Source organism: Bacillus sp. S/N-304-OC-R1, assembly GCF_019749375.1.
Taxonomy (GTDB): Bacteria; Bacillota; Bacilli; order Bacillales; family Cytobacillaceae; genus Cytobacillus.
On the sequence record NZ_JACWFE010000001.1, the window covers coordinates 294,144 to 311,904 of the forward strand.

Genomic DNA, 17,761 nt, shown 5'->3' on the forward strand with positions numbered 1-17,761 from the left:
TCTACCTCAAAAAATGTCTTAAAGGAACTAGAATTACCGGATTAGGTACAAGAACATGCGCAGGATCAGCATTGATGAAACGACTGTTGGTGGGTTAATAAAATACAGAACTTGGCAGAAGAAAAATAAAATTAAGTACGGTCTGATTTTTTGATCCCCTCATCAAAATGGGACTGAAATGGGTATATTCGGAGTTAATAAAGTTATAGACACAATCCTAAAAAAACAACTCTACACCACATATCCCATCACGGATTACGTCATACTCACGCAATCATGCTATTTGGAAAGTGGTGTAGATATTAAAACAGTGAGTGATCGACTTGGGCACTCGAGTATATACATGACAACTGATGTGAATCCTCATATTACAAAAAAACACAAAGAGGAAAATGTATCAAAATTAGAGAGCTATTTAAATAATAGTGATGGCAAATGGTGAGCAAGTCTGAAAATCCACCCACCAAACCACTGTTACATAACCCTTTTAAACATCTTTTCCATTTCGTATGTGGAGTAATGGATAATAATTGGCCGTCCATGCGGACATGTGAACGGATCGGAAGTTTGTCTTAATTCATCTAGCAATGCTTGAATTTCATCATTTCTTAAAGTATGGTTTGCTTTTATGGATGCTTTACAGCTCATCATAATGGCTGCTTCTTCTCTAAGTTTTTTTATATCTACCCTTTTCATAGAGAGGAGCTGTTCGATCATATCTTCTATAATCTCCTTCTCCTCTCCCTTAGGAAGCCATTGCGGATGTGAGCGGATAATAAAGCTATTATGACCAAATGGTTCTAGGAAAACACCGACCTTTTCTAGCTCATCCTTATATTCATTTATTTTTATATAATCGTCTGTAGAGTAATCAAAGGTTAGTGGAATCAGCATTTCTTGAAGCTCGCTCGCGACTTGTCCAACTTTTTCCTTAAAAAACTCATATTTAATACGCTCCTGCGCTGCATGCTGATCAATAATATATAGTCCCTTTTCATTTTGAGCAAAGATATACGTTCCATGCATCTGGCCGACCGGATATAATGGCGGTACTCGCGAAGGCTCAAGACCCTTCTCTTGTTCAAAATCTAGTTTATCAGGAATTTCAGCACTTTCTTCATCTAAATCGTAAACAAAAGCATCCTTTTCTGGCACTACTGCTGACACTAGAAATGTAGGTTCATGATCAGTAGTTACATTTTCGGTAGTCAATCTATCTTCATGGACAAATGATGGAATATGAGTCTGAATTAACTTATTTTCTTCTAGATTTGCCTTCTCAGGTAAATGGTCTAATTTCAAAGACGTTTGTTCAGATTTAGGCTGAGTTGCTTTTGGTACAGTAACACCTGATGGGATTAATTCCTTTTTCTTGAACCCTGATCTAATCGTTTCGATCAAAAGCTCATATAATTCTTGTTCTTTACTTAACCGAACTTCCATTTTCGAAGGATGCACATTAACATCCACTAATAATGGGTCCATTTCAATATTAATTAATACTATTGGATATCGTCCAATTGGCAAGAGAGTATGGTAGCCTTCTTGTATCGCCTTTGCCAAAGCATAATTTTTAATAAATCTGCCATTGATCATAGTCGAGATATAATTTCTTGATGCTCTTGTAATTTCAGGGTAAGCTGCATATCCTGTTATTTGAAAATCGAGAGAGCTTGCCCGAATAGGAATCATTTTCTTTACAATATTCAATCCGTATATCGCTGCTAAAACTTGGCGTACATCACCATTTCCATTCGTATGAAGGAGCTTCCGTTCATTATGAACGAGACGGATGGAGACCTCTGGATGTGCCAAGGCTAAACGATTCACGACATCTGTAATGTTCCCTAGCTCTGTATGAATGGTTTTCATATATTTTAAGCGTGCAGGAGTATTGTAGAATAAATCGGCTACCGTTAAATCTGTCCCTTTTCTGGCAGGAGCCTTTTCAATTGATTCAACCTTTCCACCTTCTACGACTATTTTTGTGCCAATTTCTCCAGTAGAGGTTTTCATTTCTATTCTGGCCACAGATGCGATACTTGGCAATGCTTCTCCTCGAAATCCGAGAGTGCGGATTCGAAATAGATCATTTTCATCCTTTATTTTACTAGTAGCGTGACGCTGAAAGGCAGTTAGAACATCCTCTTCTTCAATACCTTCACCATTATCAATGATGCGAATCTTTGCTAAACCTGCTTCCTCAATTTCAATTTCGATAATCGTACTCCCGGCATCAATTGAATTCTCTACTAGCTCCTTAACAACGGAAGCCGGCCTTTCAACAACCTCACCTGCAGCAATTTTGTTCGAAAGCGCATCACCTAGCTGGATAATTTTTCCCATCCTCTCACCTCCATATGGAAACGTTAGGAAAAATCTTATCCTTTAAGTTTTTTATGAAGCTCATACAATGTATTCAATGCTTGCATTGGTGTCATGTCTAAAATATCAAGTGACTTTACTTTTTCTATTATCTGCTTTTCTGATGAAAGTAATGGTTTTTCTTTCACGGTTAATGGTGGTTCATCAAAAAATGAAAGCTGTGCGTCCTTTTTCTCACGTAATTGTATTTCTTTTTCTGTTGCTGCAGTAATTTGGACAGTTTCCTTCTCTTCAAAGCTTATTAATATCTCATTCGCACGATTAATTAGTTCTTCTGGTAATTGGGCTAACTGAGCTACATGGATCCCATAGCTCTTATCTGCTGCTCCTTCTTTAATTTTATGGAGGAATACGACTTTCCCATTTTGTTCAACCGCACTTACGTGAACATTTTTTAACTTTTCTAGACTTTCCTCTAAAATTGTTAACTCATGATAATGAGTAGAAAATAAAGTTTTTGCGCCAATACGGTGATGGATATACTCAATCATTGCCTGTGCTAAAGCCATTCCATCATAAGTAGATGTTCCACGCCCAATTTCATCAAAAAGTATCAGGCTATTCTGCGTTGCATTCATGATAGCATTCTTGGCTTCAAGCATTTCAACCATAAAGGTGCTTTGTCCCGAGATCAAGTCATCAGCTGCACCAATTCTCGTAAAAACTTGATCAAAAATCGGTAAAACTGCTTCAGAAGCTGGTACATAACAGCCAATTTGCGCCAGAATAGCTGTTAGCGCAATTTGTCTCATATATGTGCTCTTCCCGGACATATTTGGACCTGTGATCAAAAACATCTCTTGTTCAGCATTCATTGTGCAATCATTTGGAACATATTCTTGAGCATTCATTACTTTTTCTACAACTGGGTGACGTCCATCCTTGATGATGATTCGCCGCTCCTCTGAAAAGGAAGGCTTCACATAGTGCCTTGCTTCACTCACAGTTGCAAAACATTGTAAAACATCAAGCTCGCTAATTAATTTGGCCAATGCTTGCAATCGGGGGATAAACTCTTTTACATTCTCTCGAACCGCTGTAAACAGCTCATATTCAAGTTCAACACTTTTTTCTTCTGCCTGAAGTATAAGTGCTTCTTTTTCTTTCAGCTCAGGGGTAATAAACCTTTCTGCATTCGTTAATGTTTGCTTTCTCTCGTATTGGCCTTCTTGTAAGTGTTGAAGATTGGCTCTAGTCACTTCAATATAGTAGCCAAATACACGATTATATCCAATCTTTAATGATTTAATTCCGGTCTTTTCCCGCTCCTGTTTCTCAAGCTGAGCAATCCACGTCTTTCCGTTACGGCTAGCATCACGATATTTATCTAACTCATCATGATAGCCATCCTGAATAATATTGCCATCCTTAATAGACAACGGAGGATTATCGACAATCGCCATTTCAAGCAGATCAACAATTTCCTCACATGGGTCCAACCGATCTGAGAACTCTTGTGCTTCATCGCTCGAAAGCTTCATGAGTAGTTCTTTAATTTCGGGAACCTGTCCTAGTGAACGCTTCAGCTGAACTAAATCCCGGGCATTAACGTTACCGAAAGCAACCCTTCCCGCCAGCCGCTCCAGATCATAGACTTCTTTAAGCTTCTCCCGAAGTTCTTCCTTCTCAAAATAAGCGGTAATAAATGTTTCAACCAAACTCTGACGGCGAATAATTTCTTTTTTGTTCACTAAAGGGCGATCAATCCATTGTTTTAGCAATCTGCCCCCCATAGCAGTCTTTGTTTCATCTAAAAGCCAGAGCAATGATCCCTTCTTCCCTTTAGATCGAATTGTTTCTGTTAGCTCTAAGTTACGTTTTGAAAAATAATCTATTTTCATAAACTGATGGGTTTGATAGATTGATACTTTCTGAAGATGATCTAAGCTTCTCTTTTGTGTTCGGTAAAGATAGTTAAAAAGTCTCGAAACTGTTTGGGCAAATTTATTTTGATTAATATCCACCAGTAGGTGATTGTAATATTCTTTAGTAATGGCATCGTCCTCATATGAAAAAGTCACAATGGTACGTTCTTTTATTTTCCTCTGCCATTCCCCATCAAAATTAACAGCAATCACAATCTCCTTTGCTCCCAAAAGAGATATTTCATTAAGGACCTCGTCAAAGCCTGAGCTTAGTAACGTTACTTTAGTCTCCCCTGTTGATAGATCATTATAGGCAAAACCAAAAGTGCCGTCATCAAAATGAGTGATGGATGCAATGTAATTATTCTCCTTGTCATGGAGCCCTTTTCCTTCCATCATTGTTCCTGGGGTAATAAGCTGGACAACCTCTCTTCTAACAACACCCTTCGCTTGTTTCGGGTCTTCCGTCTGCTCACAAATTGCTACTTTATATCCTCGCTGGATTAATTGTTCAATATATTGAGGCGCAGAATGATAGGGAACACCGCACATCGGAATGCGTTCCTCTGTCCCTCCCTCCCTGCTTGTTAACGTAATCTCTAATTCCTGGGAAGCTTTTATAGCATCCTCAAAAAACATTTCGTAAAAATCGCCAAGACGAAAAAATAAAAAGGCATCCTTATAATCTGCCTTTACACTTAAATACTGCTGTATCATAGGCGTAAATCCTGCCATTTGTATCCTCCAACATTTCAATAATCATTTTTAAGTACTAAAACTTATTTTTTATTATAACATAAAGCTAATAATCCGATGATTGGACGACATAAAAAAAGCAGTTTCTATTAGTAGAAATCTGCTTTTCTGATAATAAGTATGCTATAGAAATCAATTATTTTCAAAAGCTAATTTAATGCCAAAAAGGATAAGAATACCACCTGTGAATCCTTCTACTGTTTTAATAGTAGAAGGCTTTTTCATAAAATCACTAATATAATTGATTAAATAAATATAGAAAATAAACCATATGAGTGTCAATACTGTATAAGTTAAACCTAAGCTGAGAAATTCAATAAATGCATTTGGTCCCTTTCCTGCAAACTGGGGTAAAAACGTCAAAAAAAACACTGCCACCTTCGGATTTAATAAATTTGTTAGAAATCCCTGCCGGAAGTTAGATACATGTTCATATTTTGATCGATGAGGTGCTTCCTCTGTTTTCTGCGGCTGTTTTTTAGTAATAAACATAATGGATTTACAGCCAAGGTAAATGAGGTAAACAGCACCAACATATTTTAACACAGAAAATAAGAATGCTGATTTTACTATAAGGGCTGATAGTCCAAAAACAGCAGCAAGAGTATGAATTAATAGTGCAGTTAAAGTTCCAAAAGTAGTTCTCATTCCTGCTGATCGCTGCTTTGAAATCGTATTCCTTGTAATAATAGCTGTATCAGGACCAGGCAAAATAATCAGCATAATAGACATAAAGACAAACAGCCAATAATTCTCCATTCCGCTTCCTCCAATATATTTATTTTTATTCATTATATAATAAGTTTGAATATTTCAACATATAGGTTATGATAAAAAAAGAAAAAACTAGGAAGCAAAACCTCCTAGTTAACCTTTATTCCTCTTCGTCACCAACTAAGAAATCAGGATTTAAGTCTTCAAACTCTTCATCCTCTACTTCAAGACCCCATGCCTCGTCATCCTCACAATCGCATTTTCCAGGATGGACAGCTACACAAACCTTTGTTTCGCCGATGACTTCAACGAGAAATTCTCTTTCTACGTGAACAATGATTTTATTGCCATTTGGTGAAATGACACATTCACAGCAATTAGGCTGTTGCAGTACTCGAGCAATGACTTCTTGGTCATCTAAGCAATCAGGATCACGGTATTTAAGTTTTATGACATCTTTATATTCAACACATTCAGTAACGACTTCTGTTTTTGTGTTATTGTCATATGAATACCATGCATTAATGTCATATTTACCGCAAACTTCAACTGTTTTCCCGACCTTTTTCGCATCGTACTTATGGTTTATAATCCAACAGCCCAAAATGCTGGATGGATGATGTTTAGGGCTAATCGTATGATTAGACTTAGTAAACTTACGTCCCTTCGCTACGACCGCCTTGGTTATTATCTCTCTGTATTCTTCCATTGCGTGCGAACCTCCTCATTCATTTTCAATTCATCCTATGCGGGATATTAGACTAGTGTGCGATATTTATTGATGAATGTTAGGTAAATGTATTGGCATAATTCATAGTATGCTTTTTTTGGAGGAGTGTGCCCACAATGAAAAATCAGAGGTATGTACTAATTTATTTAATCCAAATAGTAAAACCCCTTTTAGGATTGTGTCTAAAAGGGGCTATAGGTTGAAATATTAATGATGTGAACAGCTGCTGTTTTTTATATGTGCACCTGTTTCTCCGCTTAGCAAATTTCCGCCTGTAGATGTAATAATTTCATCTGTAACTGTATTAGAGATGACATTCGCAACAAGCTGAAGCAGTTCATTCACTTCAATTTGTGATTGCTTAAATTCTTGCACAACAGGAATTTCATCCAGCTCGTTTTGTAATGATTCAATTTTATCTTCTGTCTTCTTCAAAGCTTCTTTTTTACCAAATTGCTGTAAATTAACAGCTTGTTTTTGAAGACCTTTAATATTAGTAATCGTTGCTTTTACTTTTTCATTTCCATGTATTTGCGCCTCAGCACGCTTAAAAAAGTCAACCTCTTCTGTTTCTGCAATCATGAATGCAAGTTCTTTTGCACGAGCAACAATATCGTCTTTTGTGTATTTAGTCAATTTACTCCACCTCTACCGCGTCTAGTTCTTCAACCATCTCTCCGTTTAATGACCAAGTTTTGGCATCTGTAATTTTTACTTTTACAATCTTGCCAATTGCTGATTTTGGCCCGATAAAGTTAACTAGCTTATTCTTTCTCGTATAGCCAGCTAACACATCTGGGTTATTTTTACTTTCGCCTTCAACTAAAACCTCGACAATCTGGTCTTGATATTTCTTCATTGCCTCTGCAGAAAGCTCATTGACAACAGCATTTAATCGCTGTAAACGTTCCTTTTTCACTTCCATCGGGACATTATCCTGCATTTTTGCTGCCGGTGTGCCTTCACGTGGTGAATAAATAAACGTATAAGCGGACTCATATCCAACCTCACGATATAAGGAAAGCGTTTCTTGGAACTGCTCTTCTGTTTCATTCGGATAACCGACAATAATATCTGTTGTGAAGGTTGCATTAGGAATTGCCGCTTTGATTTTACGAACAAGCTCTAAATATTGCTCTCTCGAATATTTACGAGCCATAATCTTTAATACTTCAGTAGATCCTGATTGAACAGGAAGATGTATATGCTCGACGAGATTACCGCCTTTTGCCAACACTTCAATAAGATGATCATCAAAATCGCGCGGATGGCTAGTCGTAAAACGGACACGCGGAATGTCAATTTTACGAATTTCATCCATTAAGTCTCCAAGGCCATACTTAATATCTTCAAGATCTTTACCATATGCGTTTACGTTCTGTCCAAGCAAAGTAATTTCTTTATAGCCTTGAGCAGCAAGTTGTCTAACCTCTTGAATAATGTCCTCTGGACGGCGGCTGCGCTCTTTTCCGCGTGTATATGGAACGATACAGTAAGTACAGAACTTATCACATCCGTACATAATGTTTACCCAAGCTTTAATTTTACCTTGACGAACTTTTGGAAGATTCTCAATAACATCTCCCTCTTTCGACCAAACTTCAATGACCATTTCTTTTGACATATATGCTTCATGAAGTATGTTAGGTAGACGGTGAATATTATGAGTTCCAAAAATCATATCTACCTGTGTATAGGTTTTCAATATTTTGTTAACAACAGATTCCTCTTGGGACATACAGCCGCAGACACCTAACAGAAGATCTGGTCTTTCCTTTTTTAGATGCTTTAAATGACCAAGCTCCCCAAATACTTTATTTTCGGCATTTTCACGGATCGCACATGTATTTAATAGAATAACATTTGCATCTTCCACTGTATCAGTTGGTTCATAACCAAGTCCCATGAAAATTCCGGCCATTACTTCTGTGTCATGTTCATTCATTTGACAGCCATATGTGCGGATATAGAACTTACGGCCATTCCCCATTCCTTGAAATTCTTCTGGAATATCAAAGTCTTTATGGTATTTGACCTCTTCTTTTCCACGCTGCTTAGCATCCTTTAAAGATGGCGCTGTATAAACTGTCTCAAAGTATTTACTATAATCCTTGGCGGATTTTTTGTCCGATGGATTTGCTGTCACCACTTGCTGTCCTTCGAGTCTTTGTTTTTCGTTCATATTTCAAGCCCCTTTCTTAAGTTCTGGGTTAAATAGTAGTATGATTATCATTATATTTTTTCTATGAAAAAGTAACGTAAATAGGATAAATAAAGCAATACACATTAGTATAGTATAATGCTTTTAGGCTTTTAAAACAATAGATATACTGATTTGAAGGAGCTAACTTATATGAAAGAGATATTTTATAGAAACATTTATTTCTGATAGTAATGCTTGTCATAGAAATCCTATTTTAGCATAAAAAAGAAACCCAAATTAATGGGTTTCCTTCTCCAATGTATGATTATATGAATTCTTGAACTAATTTATCAAAATGAGCCTGATCCAGGTTAAGATCAGCTTGTGTTAATGGCTCTTCAGAATAGCCTTTTAACAGCTCTTGGTAAGATTTACGCTCAGTGTTTTGATAAATAAGACCAGTTACAAGACCATTGTGCTTCATTAATGTTTGCATAGCCATTTCACGATTAGAAGAATCATAGCCTTCAACATCGCTAAGCTTCGTCAAATTCTCTTTAAACCAATCATACGTGTTAACTTTATTATAAGTTACACATGGACTGAATACGTTAATTAAAGAGAAGCCGTCATGCTTAATTCCTGCTTCGATTAATGCAGTTAAGTCTTTTAAATCTGTTGAGAAGCTTTGAGCAACAAATGTTGCGCCAGCTGTTAATGCCATTTCCATTGGAGCAATCGCTTGTTCAATTGATCCTTCTGGAGTTGATTTTGTTTTAAAGCCTGTTGCAGAACGTGGAGATGTTTGGCCTTTTGTTAAACCATAAATTTGGTTGTCCATAACAATATAAGTAATATTGACATTACGGCGAATAGCATGAATCGTATGACCCATTCCGATCGCAAATCCGTCTCCGTCACCGCCAGATGCGATAACTGTTAAGTCACGGTTTGCCATCTTTACTCCTTGTGCAATTGGGAGTGAACGTCCATGAATTCCATGGAAGCCATATGAATTGATATAACCGGAAATACGTCCAGAACATCCAATTCCTGAAATAACAGCTAAATTCTCAGGCTCTAACCCAACATTAGCAGCCGCACGCTGGATTGCCGCCTGTACAGAGAAGTCTCCACAGCCTGGGCACCAGTTTGGTTTTACATTATTTCGAAAATCTTTAAATGTTGCCATTTAGAACAACTCCTTGCAATTTGTGTGAATTTCATGTGGCAAGAATGGATTTCCGTCGTATTTTAACATGTTGTTGAATTTCTCAGCATGTCCGACGTTCATCTTCATTATGTTTGCCAATTGCCCAGTAGCGTTGTTTTCAACTACAACGATCTTTTTAGCAGATTTTACGAGCGGCAATACTTCATCTGTTGGGAATGGATGAATTAAACGAATTTGCGCATGGTTAACTTTTAAGCCATCCTTTTCAAGACGTCCCATTGCTTCTTCAATTACTCCACGAGTTGAGTTGAAACCAACGATCAAAAGGTCAGCTTCTTCATGTGGAGCATTTTTATAAACTGGTGTGTCAAACTTAATTCTTTCGATTTTACGGAAACGTTTATCCATTTGTGCTTTACGGTTTGCTGCCGATTCAGATGGTTTACCAGTTTCATCATGCTCAACACCTGTTACGTGGTGGATACCATTTTTCATACCAGGAATAACACGTGGTGAAACTCCATCTTCAGTTACTTCATAACGTTTAAAGTATCCGCCCTCAACTTCCGGAAGCTCTCCAGTTTGAAGCTTACCACGGCGTACCTCGATCTTATCCAACTCAAGCGGTTCTACTGTTTGCTTACCTAAAGAAAGCTGAAGATCAGATAGAACAATTACCGGACATTGATATTCTTCAGCAAGGTTAAATGCCTCAGCTGTATCGTAGAATGCTTCTTGAACTGTACTTGGAGCCATTACGATCTTAGGAATTTCTCCATGAGTTCCATAAATCATTGCCATTAAATCAGATTGTTCCTGCTTAGTAGGCAGACCTGTAGACGGACCGCCACGCTGTGTATCGACAATTACTAATGGTGTTTCAGTCATTCCAGAAAGACCGATTGCTTCCATTTTTAAAGCTAAACCAGGGCCTGCAGAAGCTGTTAATGAACGAACCCCACCATAGTTAGCACCAATTGCCATAGTTACAGCAGCAATTTCATCCTCAGTCTGAATAACTGCTCCGCCTAGTGGAGGAAGTTTTTTAATTAAATATTCCATTATTTCTGAAGCTGGTGTAATTGGATAAGCTGCCATGAAACGGCATCCGCCTGCTAGTGCACCAAGAGCGATCGCATCGTTACCAATCATGAATAAGCGTTTTTTGCCATCAGCCTTTTCAAGCTCCATTAATTCCGGATTTTCACCAAGGTTTTCTTTCATAAAATCAAAGCCAGCTTTAATGGCTTCCATATTTTTATCAACAACTTGTTGACCTTTTCTTCCAAAAATCTCTTGAACTACTTCTTCAAATACGTTAATATCTAAGTTCAATACTGCGCAAGTGGCACCGACAGCAACCATGTTTTTCATTAAGGATGTTCCAAGTTCAGTAGCTAATTCAGTAAATGGAACAGCGTACATCGTTGCGTTTGTGTCTTCAGGCTTAATAGGACTGAACTTTGCGTCAGCAATAATGACACCTTTATCATGTAATTCCTTGTAATTAAGATCTATTGTTTCTTGGTCAAAAGCTACCAAAATATCAAGATCATCAGAAATGGATCTTACTTGCGTTGTGCTTACACGAATCTTGTTGTTAGTATGACCGCCTTTAATACGAGAAGAGAAATGACGATATCCATACAAATAGTAGCCTAACCGATTTAATGCTATTGAGAATATTTCACCAGTACTCTCAATACCTTCCCCTTGTTGCCCTCCAACTTTCCATGAAAGTTGATTGATCATGTCTTACACCCCTTTGGATACGTTAAAAAAATATATAAAAACGTTTTTTACAAGAAGTATAGCACCCATACAAAATCGAATCTTCACTGTATAATTATCCAGTTTTTTCATTGAAATTGAATGGTACTAAACGCTTTCAATTCTAGACCTAGTTCTAAAAAAAAGCAACCCTTTATCACCAATTATTGGTGAAAATTTGAATATTTTATTTTTATATACAATACAATAATTAAGTTAATGGAAATTGGCTGGATACCCATATTTTTATAGCAAAAAAAAGACCTATTGCTTTTCGCAACAGGTCTTTTCCTGTAATGAATTACCTTGGCTCAACAATTAGTTTAATTGCTGTCCGTTCTTCCCCATCAATCTTGATATCTGTGAAAGCAGGGATACAAATCAAATCCACTCCGCTAGGCGCTACAAATCCTCTTGCGATAGCTACTGCTTTTACCGCCTGGTTTAGTGCACCCGCACCAATCGCTTGGATTTCTGCGCCGCCTCTTTCCCGCAAAACACCTGCAAGCGCACCAGCTACAGAATTAGGATTAGATTTTGCTGAAACTTTTAATATTTCCATTCCTAGCTCCTCCTTGTTTTCCCCTCCCGCATGTTCAAGACCTTGTTATCCCATTGCCCTAAATTTTCGGATTGCTTTAGTTTTAGCCATAAAAAATTGCTGCAAAATCCGAATAAAAACAATGGGAAATTCATATCGTTGACGGCTCCCTGGAAATGAACACATCAGGTATATATCATTCCATTGCTACTATATTCAAATCTTAATTCACATATTCCGGCTTGGACAAAATTAAGAGATAATCAATTACAAAATTTCTCCAAAACATAACAAGACAAGCGCATAATGATAAAAACGACTGTATCTTATTTAGACACAGTCGTTTTAATTATGAATAAAATGTATGATCCTCATTAATAAGAATTGGATTAATCTTTTTTGCTTTCCCTGTTTGGTTATCTAAGTCAATTAGAACTGCACTTAATTGGGTTCTTCCTTCTTTTGGGACTTCGAATCTTACAGGCATGCTTGTCATAAATCTTTTAATGACTGCTTCGCGTTCCACTCCGAGAATTCCATCATAGGGACCGGTCATGCCGACATCTGACATAAAGGCAGTTCCTTCTGGCAATATACGATGATCTGCTGTTTGTACATGGGTATGTGTACCAATAACAGCCGATACCCTCCCATTTAAGTACCAGCCCATTGCCTGCTTCTCACTTGTTGCTTCAGCATGAAAATCAACAAAAATAATTGGTGTTCTTTTTCGAGCCTCTTGAATTAATTCATCAGCTTTTGTAAAAGGGCAGTCAATAGCCGGCAAAAAAGTTCTCCCTTGTAAACTAATGACCGCAATCTCAATTGCATTATATTTTAAAAATACGATACCCTTACCAGGATTGTTTTCTGGGAAGTTAGCAGGGCGGACCAAATATTTGGCTTCATCAATAAAATCAAATATTTCTTTGTTATCCCATGTATGGTTGCCGAGTGTCACTGCCTGCGCGCCAGCTTCTAAAAAGTCACGATATATTTTCTCTGTGATCCCTTTTCCGCCAGCAGCATTTTCACCATTTATGATTGTAATTTGAGGACGATATTTTTCTTTAAGCTTAGGAACATATTCCTTTATCATGTCTCTTCCTATAGAGCCGACTACATCCCCTACAAATAATATGTTCATATCATTGTCCCTTCTCTGCTATTATTAGCTTTTTTCTTTGTTAGTATATTTTTTCCTCTTTTATATTAAGTAACCAGAACCTGAAAAAAATAAAGCGATGCTAAGCACCGCTTTATTTCGCATATTCCACGGCTCGTGTTTCACGAATAACCGTAACTTTTATATGTCCTGGATAATCGAGTTCTTCTTCGATTTTCTTTCGAATATCTCTTGCTAGTCGATGTGCCTCAAGATCATCAATTTGCTCTGGTTTCACTAAAATTCGAATTTCTCGTCCAGCTTGGATTGCGAATGATTTTTCCACACCATCATATGATTCAGAAATCTCTTCTAGCTTTTCGAGACGGCGAATATAGTTTTCCAGTGTCTCTCTTCTCGCACCTGGTCTCGCTGCAGAAAGTGCATCAGCTGCGGCCACAAGAACGGCAATAATTGAAGTAGGCTCTGTATCACCATGATGTGAAGCAATGCTATTAATAACAATTGGGTGCTCTTTATATTTCGTTGCAAGCTCTACCCCAATTTCAACATGGCTTCCTTCCACCTCATGATCGATAGCTTTTCCAATGTCATGAAGTAAGCCTGCACGGCGTGCAAGAGCCTCGTCCTGACCTAATTCTGCTGCTAATAATCCAGATAATTGTGCTACTTCCATTGAATGCTTTAAAACATTCTGTCCATAGCTTGTCCGGAATTTTAGACGGCCAAGAATTTTAATAAGGTCTGGATGCAGTCCATGTACTCCAACTTCAAAAGTTGTCTGCTCACCGATTTCTCGGATATGTTCATCAACTTCACGGCGTGCCTTATCGACCATTTCTTCAATGCGTGCAGGATGTATACGACCGTCCTGTACAAGCTTGTCTAAAGCTAAACGGGCTGTCTCACGGCGGATTGGATCAAATCCTGATAAAATGACGGCTTCTGGTGTATCATCAATAATAAGATCAATTCCTGTAAGCGTTTCTAATGTACGAATATTACGGCCCTCACGACCAATAATTCGTCCCTTCATTTCATCATTCGGCAGGTTAACAACAGAAACTGTTGTTTCCGCTACATGATCCGCAGCGCATCGTTGGATTGCCAGCGACAAGATATCTTTCGCCTTCTTATCGGCTTCCTCTTTCGCTCTAATCTCGCCCTCTTTAATCATTAAGGCGACATCATGAGCCACTTCCTGCTCAACGCGCTCTAAAATGATGGACTTTGCCTCTTCACGAGTTAAGCCCGAGATGCGTTCTAGCTCAGCTTGTTGTGTTCGTACCATCTCGTCCACTTTGCTTTCCATCTCTTCAATATGCTGTTGTCTTTTGTTAAGAGAATCGTCCCTCTTCTCTAAAAGTGCTTCACGTTTATCTAACGTTTCATCTTTACGATCAAGATTTTCTTCTTTTTGCAGTAAACGATTTTCTTGTTTTTGAAGTTCATTTCTTCGATCACGAATTTCACGTTCCGCTTCAGTGCGAAGCTTGTGAATCTCATCCTTTGCTTCAAGCAATGCTTCTTTCTTTAATGCTTCAGCTTCTCGTTTAGAGTCTTCAAGAATCTGCTCTGCAGAATCTTTGGCTCCTGCGATTTTGGCTTGAGCAATGGACTTGCAAACAAAATAGGTAACAACTGCACCGACGAATAGGCCAAGCAAACTGGAGATGATGATTGCTGTTAATAGTTCCATCATTTCACCTCCTCTTGCTATGAACTTTTTTGTTACGTTTCTAAAGTGTCGGCATGTATATTGCATTCAACATACAGCACAAAGGCTTTTCAACGTTTTCATTCATCATAAAATGTAAAATATACATTTTTAATTGTAAAGGTGTGGAATTTCATTGTCAAGGCTTTGTCACTGCGGGCTTGGCTCATTTCCTCATACTATTATTAAAACCATGAATATTTGCACATAAATTATGTTGAGACTTACCATTATTGAAAAAAGCAAAGCCGATTTTTACTACTGCGGCTTTGCTTTCTTATTGCTCTTTAATTAGTCGACAAGCTGAAATTCCTCTTGCTCTTCGTCATCACTAATAACTTTAACATCATCTAACCCATAGTGCTCACGTATTTGCGTTTGAATTTGCAAACGGATGTCTGGATTTTCTTTTAAGAACTGTTTTGCATTTTCACGACCTTGGCCTAAACGCTCTTCATTATAAGAATACCAAGAGCCGCTCTTTTGAACAATATCGAGTTCAGAGCCTAAATCAATGACTTCGCCTTCTTTTGAAATACCTTCACCATACATAATATCTACTTCGGCTACGCGGAATGGCGGAGCAACTTTATTTTTTACAACTTTTATCTTTGTTTTATTACCGACCATTTCATTGCCCTGCTTTAATTGTTCAGCACGGCGCACTTCTAGGCGGATCGTAGAGTAGAATTTTAACGCACGTCCACCTGGAGTCGTTTCAGGATTTCCAAACATGACTCCAACTTTTTCACGAATTTGGTTAATGAAGATTGCGATTGTTTTTGACTTATTAATAGCACCAGATAATTTTCTAAGTGCTTGAGACATTAAACGTGCTTGCAGTCCGACATGGGAATCTCCCATTTCTCCTTCAATTTCCGCCTTCGGAACTAATGCTGCAACAGAGTCAATAACTAGAATATCAACTGCTCCGCTTCTTACTAGAGCTTCAGCAATTTCAAGAGCCTGTTCGCCAGTATCTGGCTGAGAAAGAAGCAATTCATCGATGTTAACACCTAGCTTTTGTGCGTATACTGGGTCAAGTGCATGTTCAGCATCAATAAACGCTGCCTGTCCGCCAGTTGCCTGAACTTCTGCAATAGCATGAAGTGCTACAGTTGTTTTACCTGAGCTTTCAGGTCCATAAATTTCAATAATACGTCCTCTAGGATAGCCGCCAATTCCAAGTGCTGCGTCCAATGCTAGTGATCCGCTTGGAACAGCAGAAACTTTTCGGTCTGTTTGCTCCCCAAGTTTCATAATAGAACCTTTGCCAAATTGCTTTTCTATTTGTTTTAATGCCATCTCAAGTGCTGCTTGACGATCGCTCATAGTTTCTTCCTCCTTTATCTTAACCAAATGAATTGTTTACATTTGTTCTCAAAACCTATCTTTACTATAACTGTTTTCCAATGGTTTGTCGAGAAAAAATTCGAACATTCATTCGTCTTTTTTAAACCGTGAAGCACTGCTGAAAATTCTATTTTCTATAAGAGAAAATTGGATTTTCATAGGATGAATGTGATTAAAAATGAAAAATTAAACTATTGTCTGAAATTAAATTCTATAAAAAATCAGAATGCCCTATTAGACATTCTGAATTTCTTTAAGATGCTTTATCAAGAAATAGCAACCGTATTTTACGCTTCTAACACGGATAGATTCTCTTGTGCCTCCTAATTTTAACTTTTCTGTATGTACAGGTTTTCCTTTAATTTGGATCCCTATAAACACAGTGCCGACCGGCTTGCCTTCAAGCTCATCCGGACCTGCTACCCCAGTGAAGCTAATGCCAATGTCTGAATTCATTAAGCGAGAAACATTAGTTGCTAATTCAGCGGCACATTGAGCACTGACAACCCCATCTCTGCTAATAGTGTCACGACTTACCTTAAGCACATCTGCTTTAACTTCATTTGTATAGCACACAACGCCTCCCTTTAATAAGGAACCAGCCCCTGGAATAGATGTAAAGGTTTGTTGAAACATCCCCCCAGTTAAGCTTTCTGCACAGCTAATTGTTAATCCTTGCTCTTTCAATAATTTTGAAGTTTCAAGCATTAGTGAAGTGTCATCATACCCGTAAAAGAATTCACCTACTCGCGCAAGAATCGCTTGCTCCGCATCATCTAATAATTGAAGTGCAGTTTCCATCTGTTTATGCTTGGCAGTAAGTCTGAGGGTTACCTCACCATCTGAAGCTAACGGTGCAATGGTAGGGTTAGATTGAGAATCTATTAAATCTTCTATTTCAGTTTCTAGCATTGCTTCCCCAATTCCGAAAAACCTTAGCACTCTTGAAATAATGGTGTCTTCTGCATTTAACTTTGAACGAAGCAGCGAATAACCGTACTTCAAAAACATTGGCTCCATTTCTTTAGGAGGACCTGGCAGAAGCATATACAAATGGGTTTTGGAATCAAGCAACATTCCAGGTGCCATTCCATGATCATTCGGAAGAACCTGAGAACCTTGGAGTACAATTGCTTGCTTTATATTATTCTCTGTCATTACCCGATTTGTACGTTCAAAAAACTGTTCAATTAATTGTAGAGCATGATTGTCCATTAGTAACTGCCTATTTAAATGCTTCGCAATAGTTTCCTTAGTTAGATCATCCTTGGTTGGCCCTAAGCCACCAGTAAAAATGAGAAAATCTGAGCGGCTTTCAGCAATTTCAATCGCTGCTTTTAAACGATTGGGATTATCACCAACAACTGTATGAAAATAAACATTAATGCCCAAATCAGCAAGCTGCTGAGATAAAAACCTAGCATTCGTGTTAACAATTTGACCTAATAGTAATTCTGAGCCTACAGCAATGATTTCCGCATTCATGG

At 38.0% G+C, this 17,761-nt stretch carries 13 protein-coding genes; all 13 read right to left on the reverse strand.

Going from position 1 to position 17,761, the window contains the following annotated elements; translation table 11 throughout:
* Positions 1-474: 474 nt before the first annotated feature.
* The 13 genes from mutL to H0173_RS01520 all read right to left on the reverse strand — a co-directional run bounded on the left by mutL (position 475) and on the right by H0173_RS01520 (position 17,759).
* Positions 475-2,346: a DNA mismatch repair endonuclease MutL gene (gene mutL / locus H0173_RS01460; protein ID WP_221844137.1), complete on the reverse strand. Its 1,872-nt coding sequence runs from the start codon at positions 2,344-2,346 to the stop codon at positions 475-477.
* Positions 2,347-2,381: 35 nt separating this feature from the next.
* Positions 2,382-4,985 carry a DNA mismatch repair protein MutS gene (gene mutS, locus H0173_RS01465; RefSeq protein ID WP_221844138.1) on the reverse strand — a complete coding sequence of 868 codons (2,604 nt, stop codon included), beginning with the start codon at positions 4,983-4,985 and terminating at the stop codon, positions 2,382-2,384.
* A gap of 153 nt (positions 4,986-5,138) precedes the next feature.
* Positions 5,139-5,765, reverse strand: a complete 627-nt coding sequence (locus H0173_RS01470; protein ID WP_221844139.1) for a LysE family translocator — start codon at positions 5,763-5,765, stop codon at positions 5,139-5,141.
* A 115-nt stretch (positions 5,766-5,880) separates the two neighbouring features.
* Entirely contained in the window at positions 5,881-6,429 is a 549-nt protein-coding gene (locus tag H0173_RS01475) for an outer spore coat protein CotE (RefSeq protein ID WP_221844140.1), read from the reverse strand.
* A gap of 228 nt (positions 6,430-6,657) precedes the next feature.
* A complete protein-coding gene (locus tag H0173_RS01480; RefSeq protein ID WP_221844141.1) occupies positions 6,658-7,086 on the reverse strand; it encodes a YlbF/YmcA family competence regulator in 429 nt (142 codons plus the stop codon).
* Between the two features lies 1 nt (position 7,087).
* Positions 7,088-8,632, reverse strand: a complete 1,545-nt coding sequence (gene miaB / locus H0173_RS01485) for a tRNA (N6-isopentenyl adenosine(37)-C2)-methylthiotransferase MiaB (protein WP_221844142.1) — start codon at positions 8,630-8,632, stop codon at positions 7,088-7,090.
* Between the two features lie 286 nt (positions 8,633-8,918).
* Positions 8,919-9,785 (reverse strand): 2-oxoacid:ferredoxin oxidoreductase subunit beta, encoded by an 867-nt coding sequence (locus H0173_RS01490; protein ID WP_221844143.1) that lies wholly within the window; start codon positions 9,783-9,785, stop codon positions 8,919-8,921.
* Complete coding sequence (locus tag H0173_RS01495; RefSeq protein WP_221844144.1) at positions 9,786-11,519, reverse strand: 2-oxoacid:acceptor oxidoreductase subunit alpha; 1,734 nt, start codon at positions 11,517-11,519, stop codon at positions 9,786-9,788.
* Positions 11,520-11,838: 319 nt separating this feature from the next.
* Positions 11,839-12,099: a stage V sporulation protein SpoVS gene (gene spoVS, locus H0173_RS01500; protein ID WP_009791522.1), complete on the reverse strand. Its 261-nt coding sequence runs from the start codon at positions 12,097-12,099 to the stop codon at positions 11,839-11,841.
* A 328-nt stretch (positions 12,100-12,427) separates the two neighbouring features.
* On the reverse strand, positions 12,428-13,225 hold the full coding sequence (locus H0173_RS01505) for a TIGR00282 family metallophosphoesterase (protein ID WP_221844145.1): 798 nt from the start codon (positions 13,223-13,225) through the stop codon (positions 12,428-12,430).
* Between the two features lie 112 nt (positions 13,226-13,337).
* Entirely contained in the window at positions 13,338-14,903 is a 1,566-nt protein-coding gene (gene rny, locus H0173_RS01510) for a ribonuclease Y (protein ID WP_221844146.1), read from the reverse strand.
* Between the two features lie 309 nt (positions 14,904-15,212).
* Entirely contained in the window at positions 15,213-16,253 is a 1,041-nt protein-coding gene (recA, locus tag H0173_RS01515) for a recombinase RecA (RefSeq protein WP_221844147.1), read from the reverse strand.
* Between the two features lie 255 nt (positions 16,254-16,508).
* The gene (locus tag H0173_RS01520; RefSeq protein WP_221844148.1) at positions 16,509-17,759 is read right to left on the reverse strand and encodes a competence/damage-inducible protein A; all 1,251 of its coding nucleotides are present in this window, start codon (positions 17,757-17,759) and stop codon (positions 16,509-16,511) included.
* Positions 17,760-17,761: the final 2 nt, after the last annotated feature.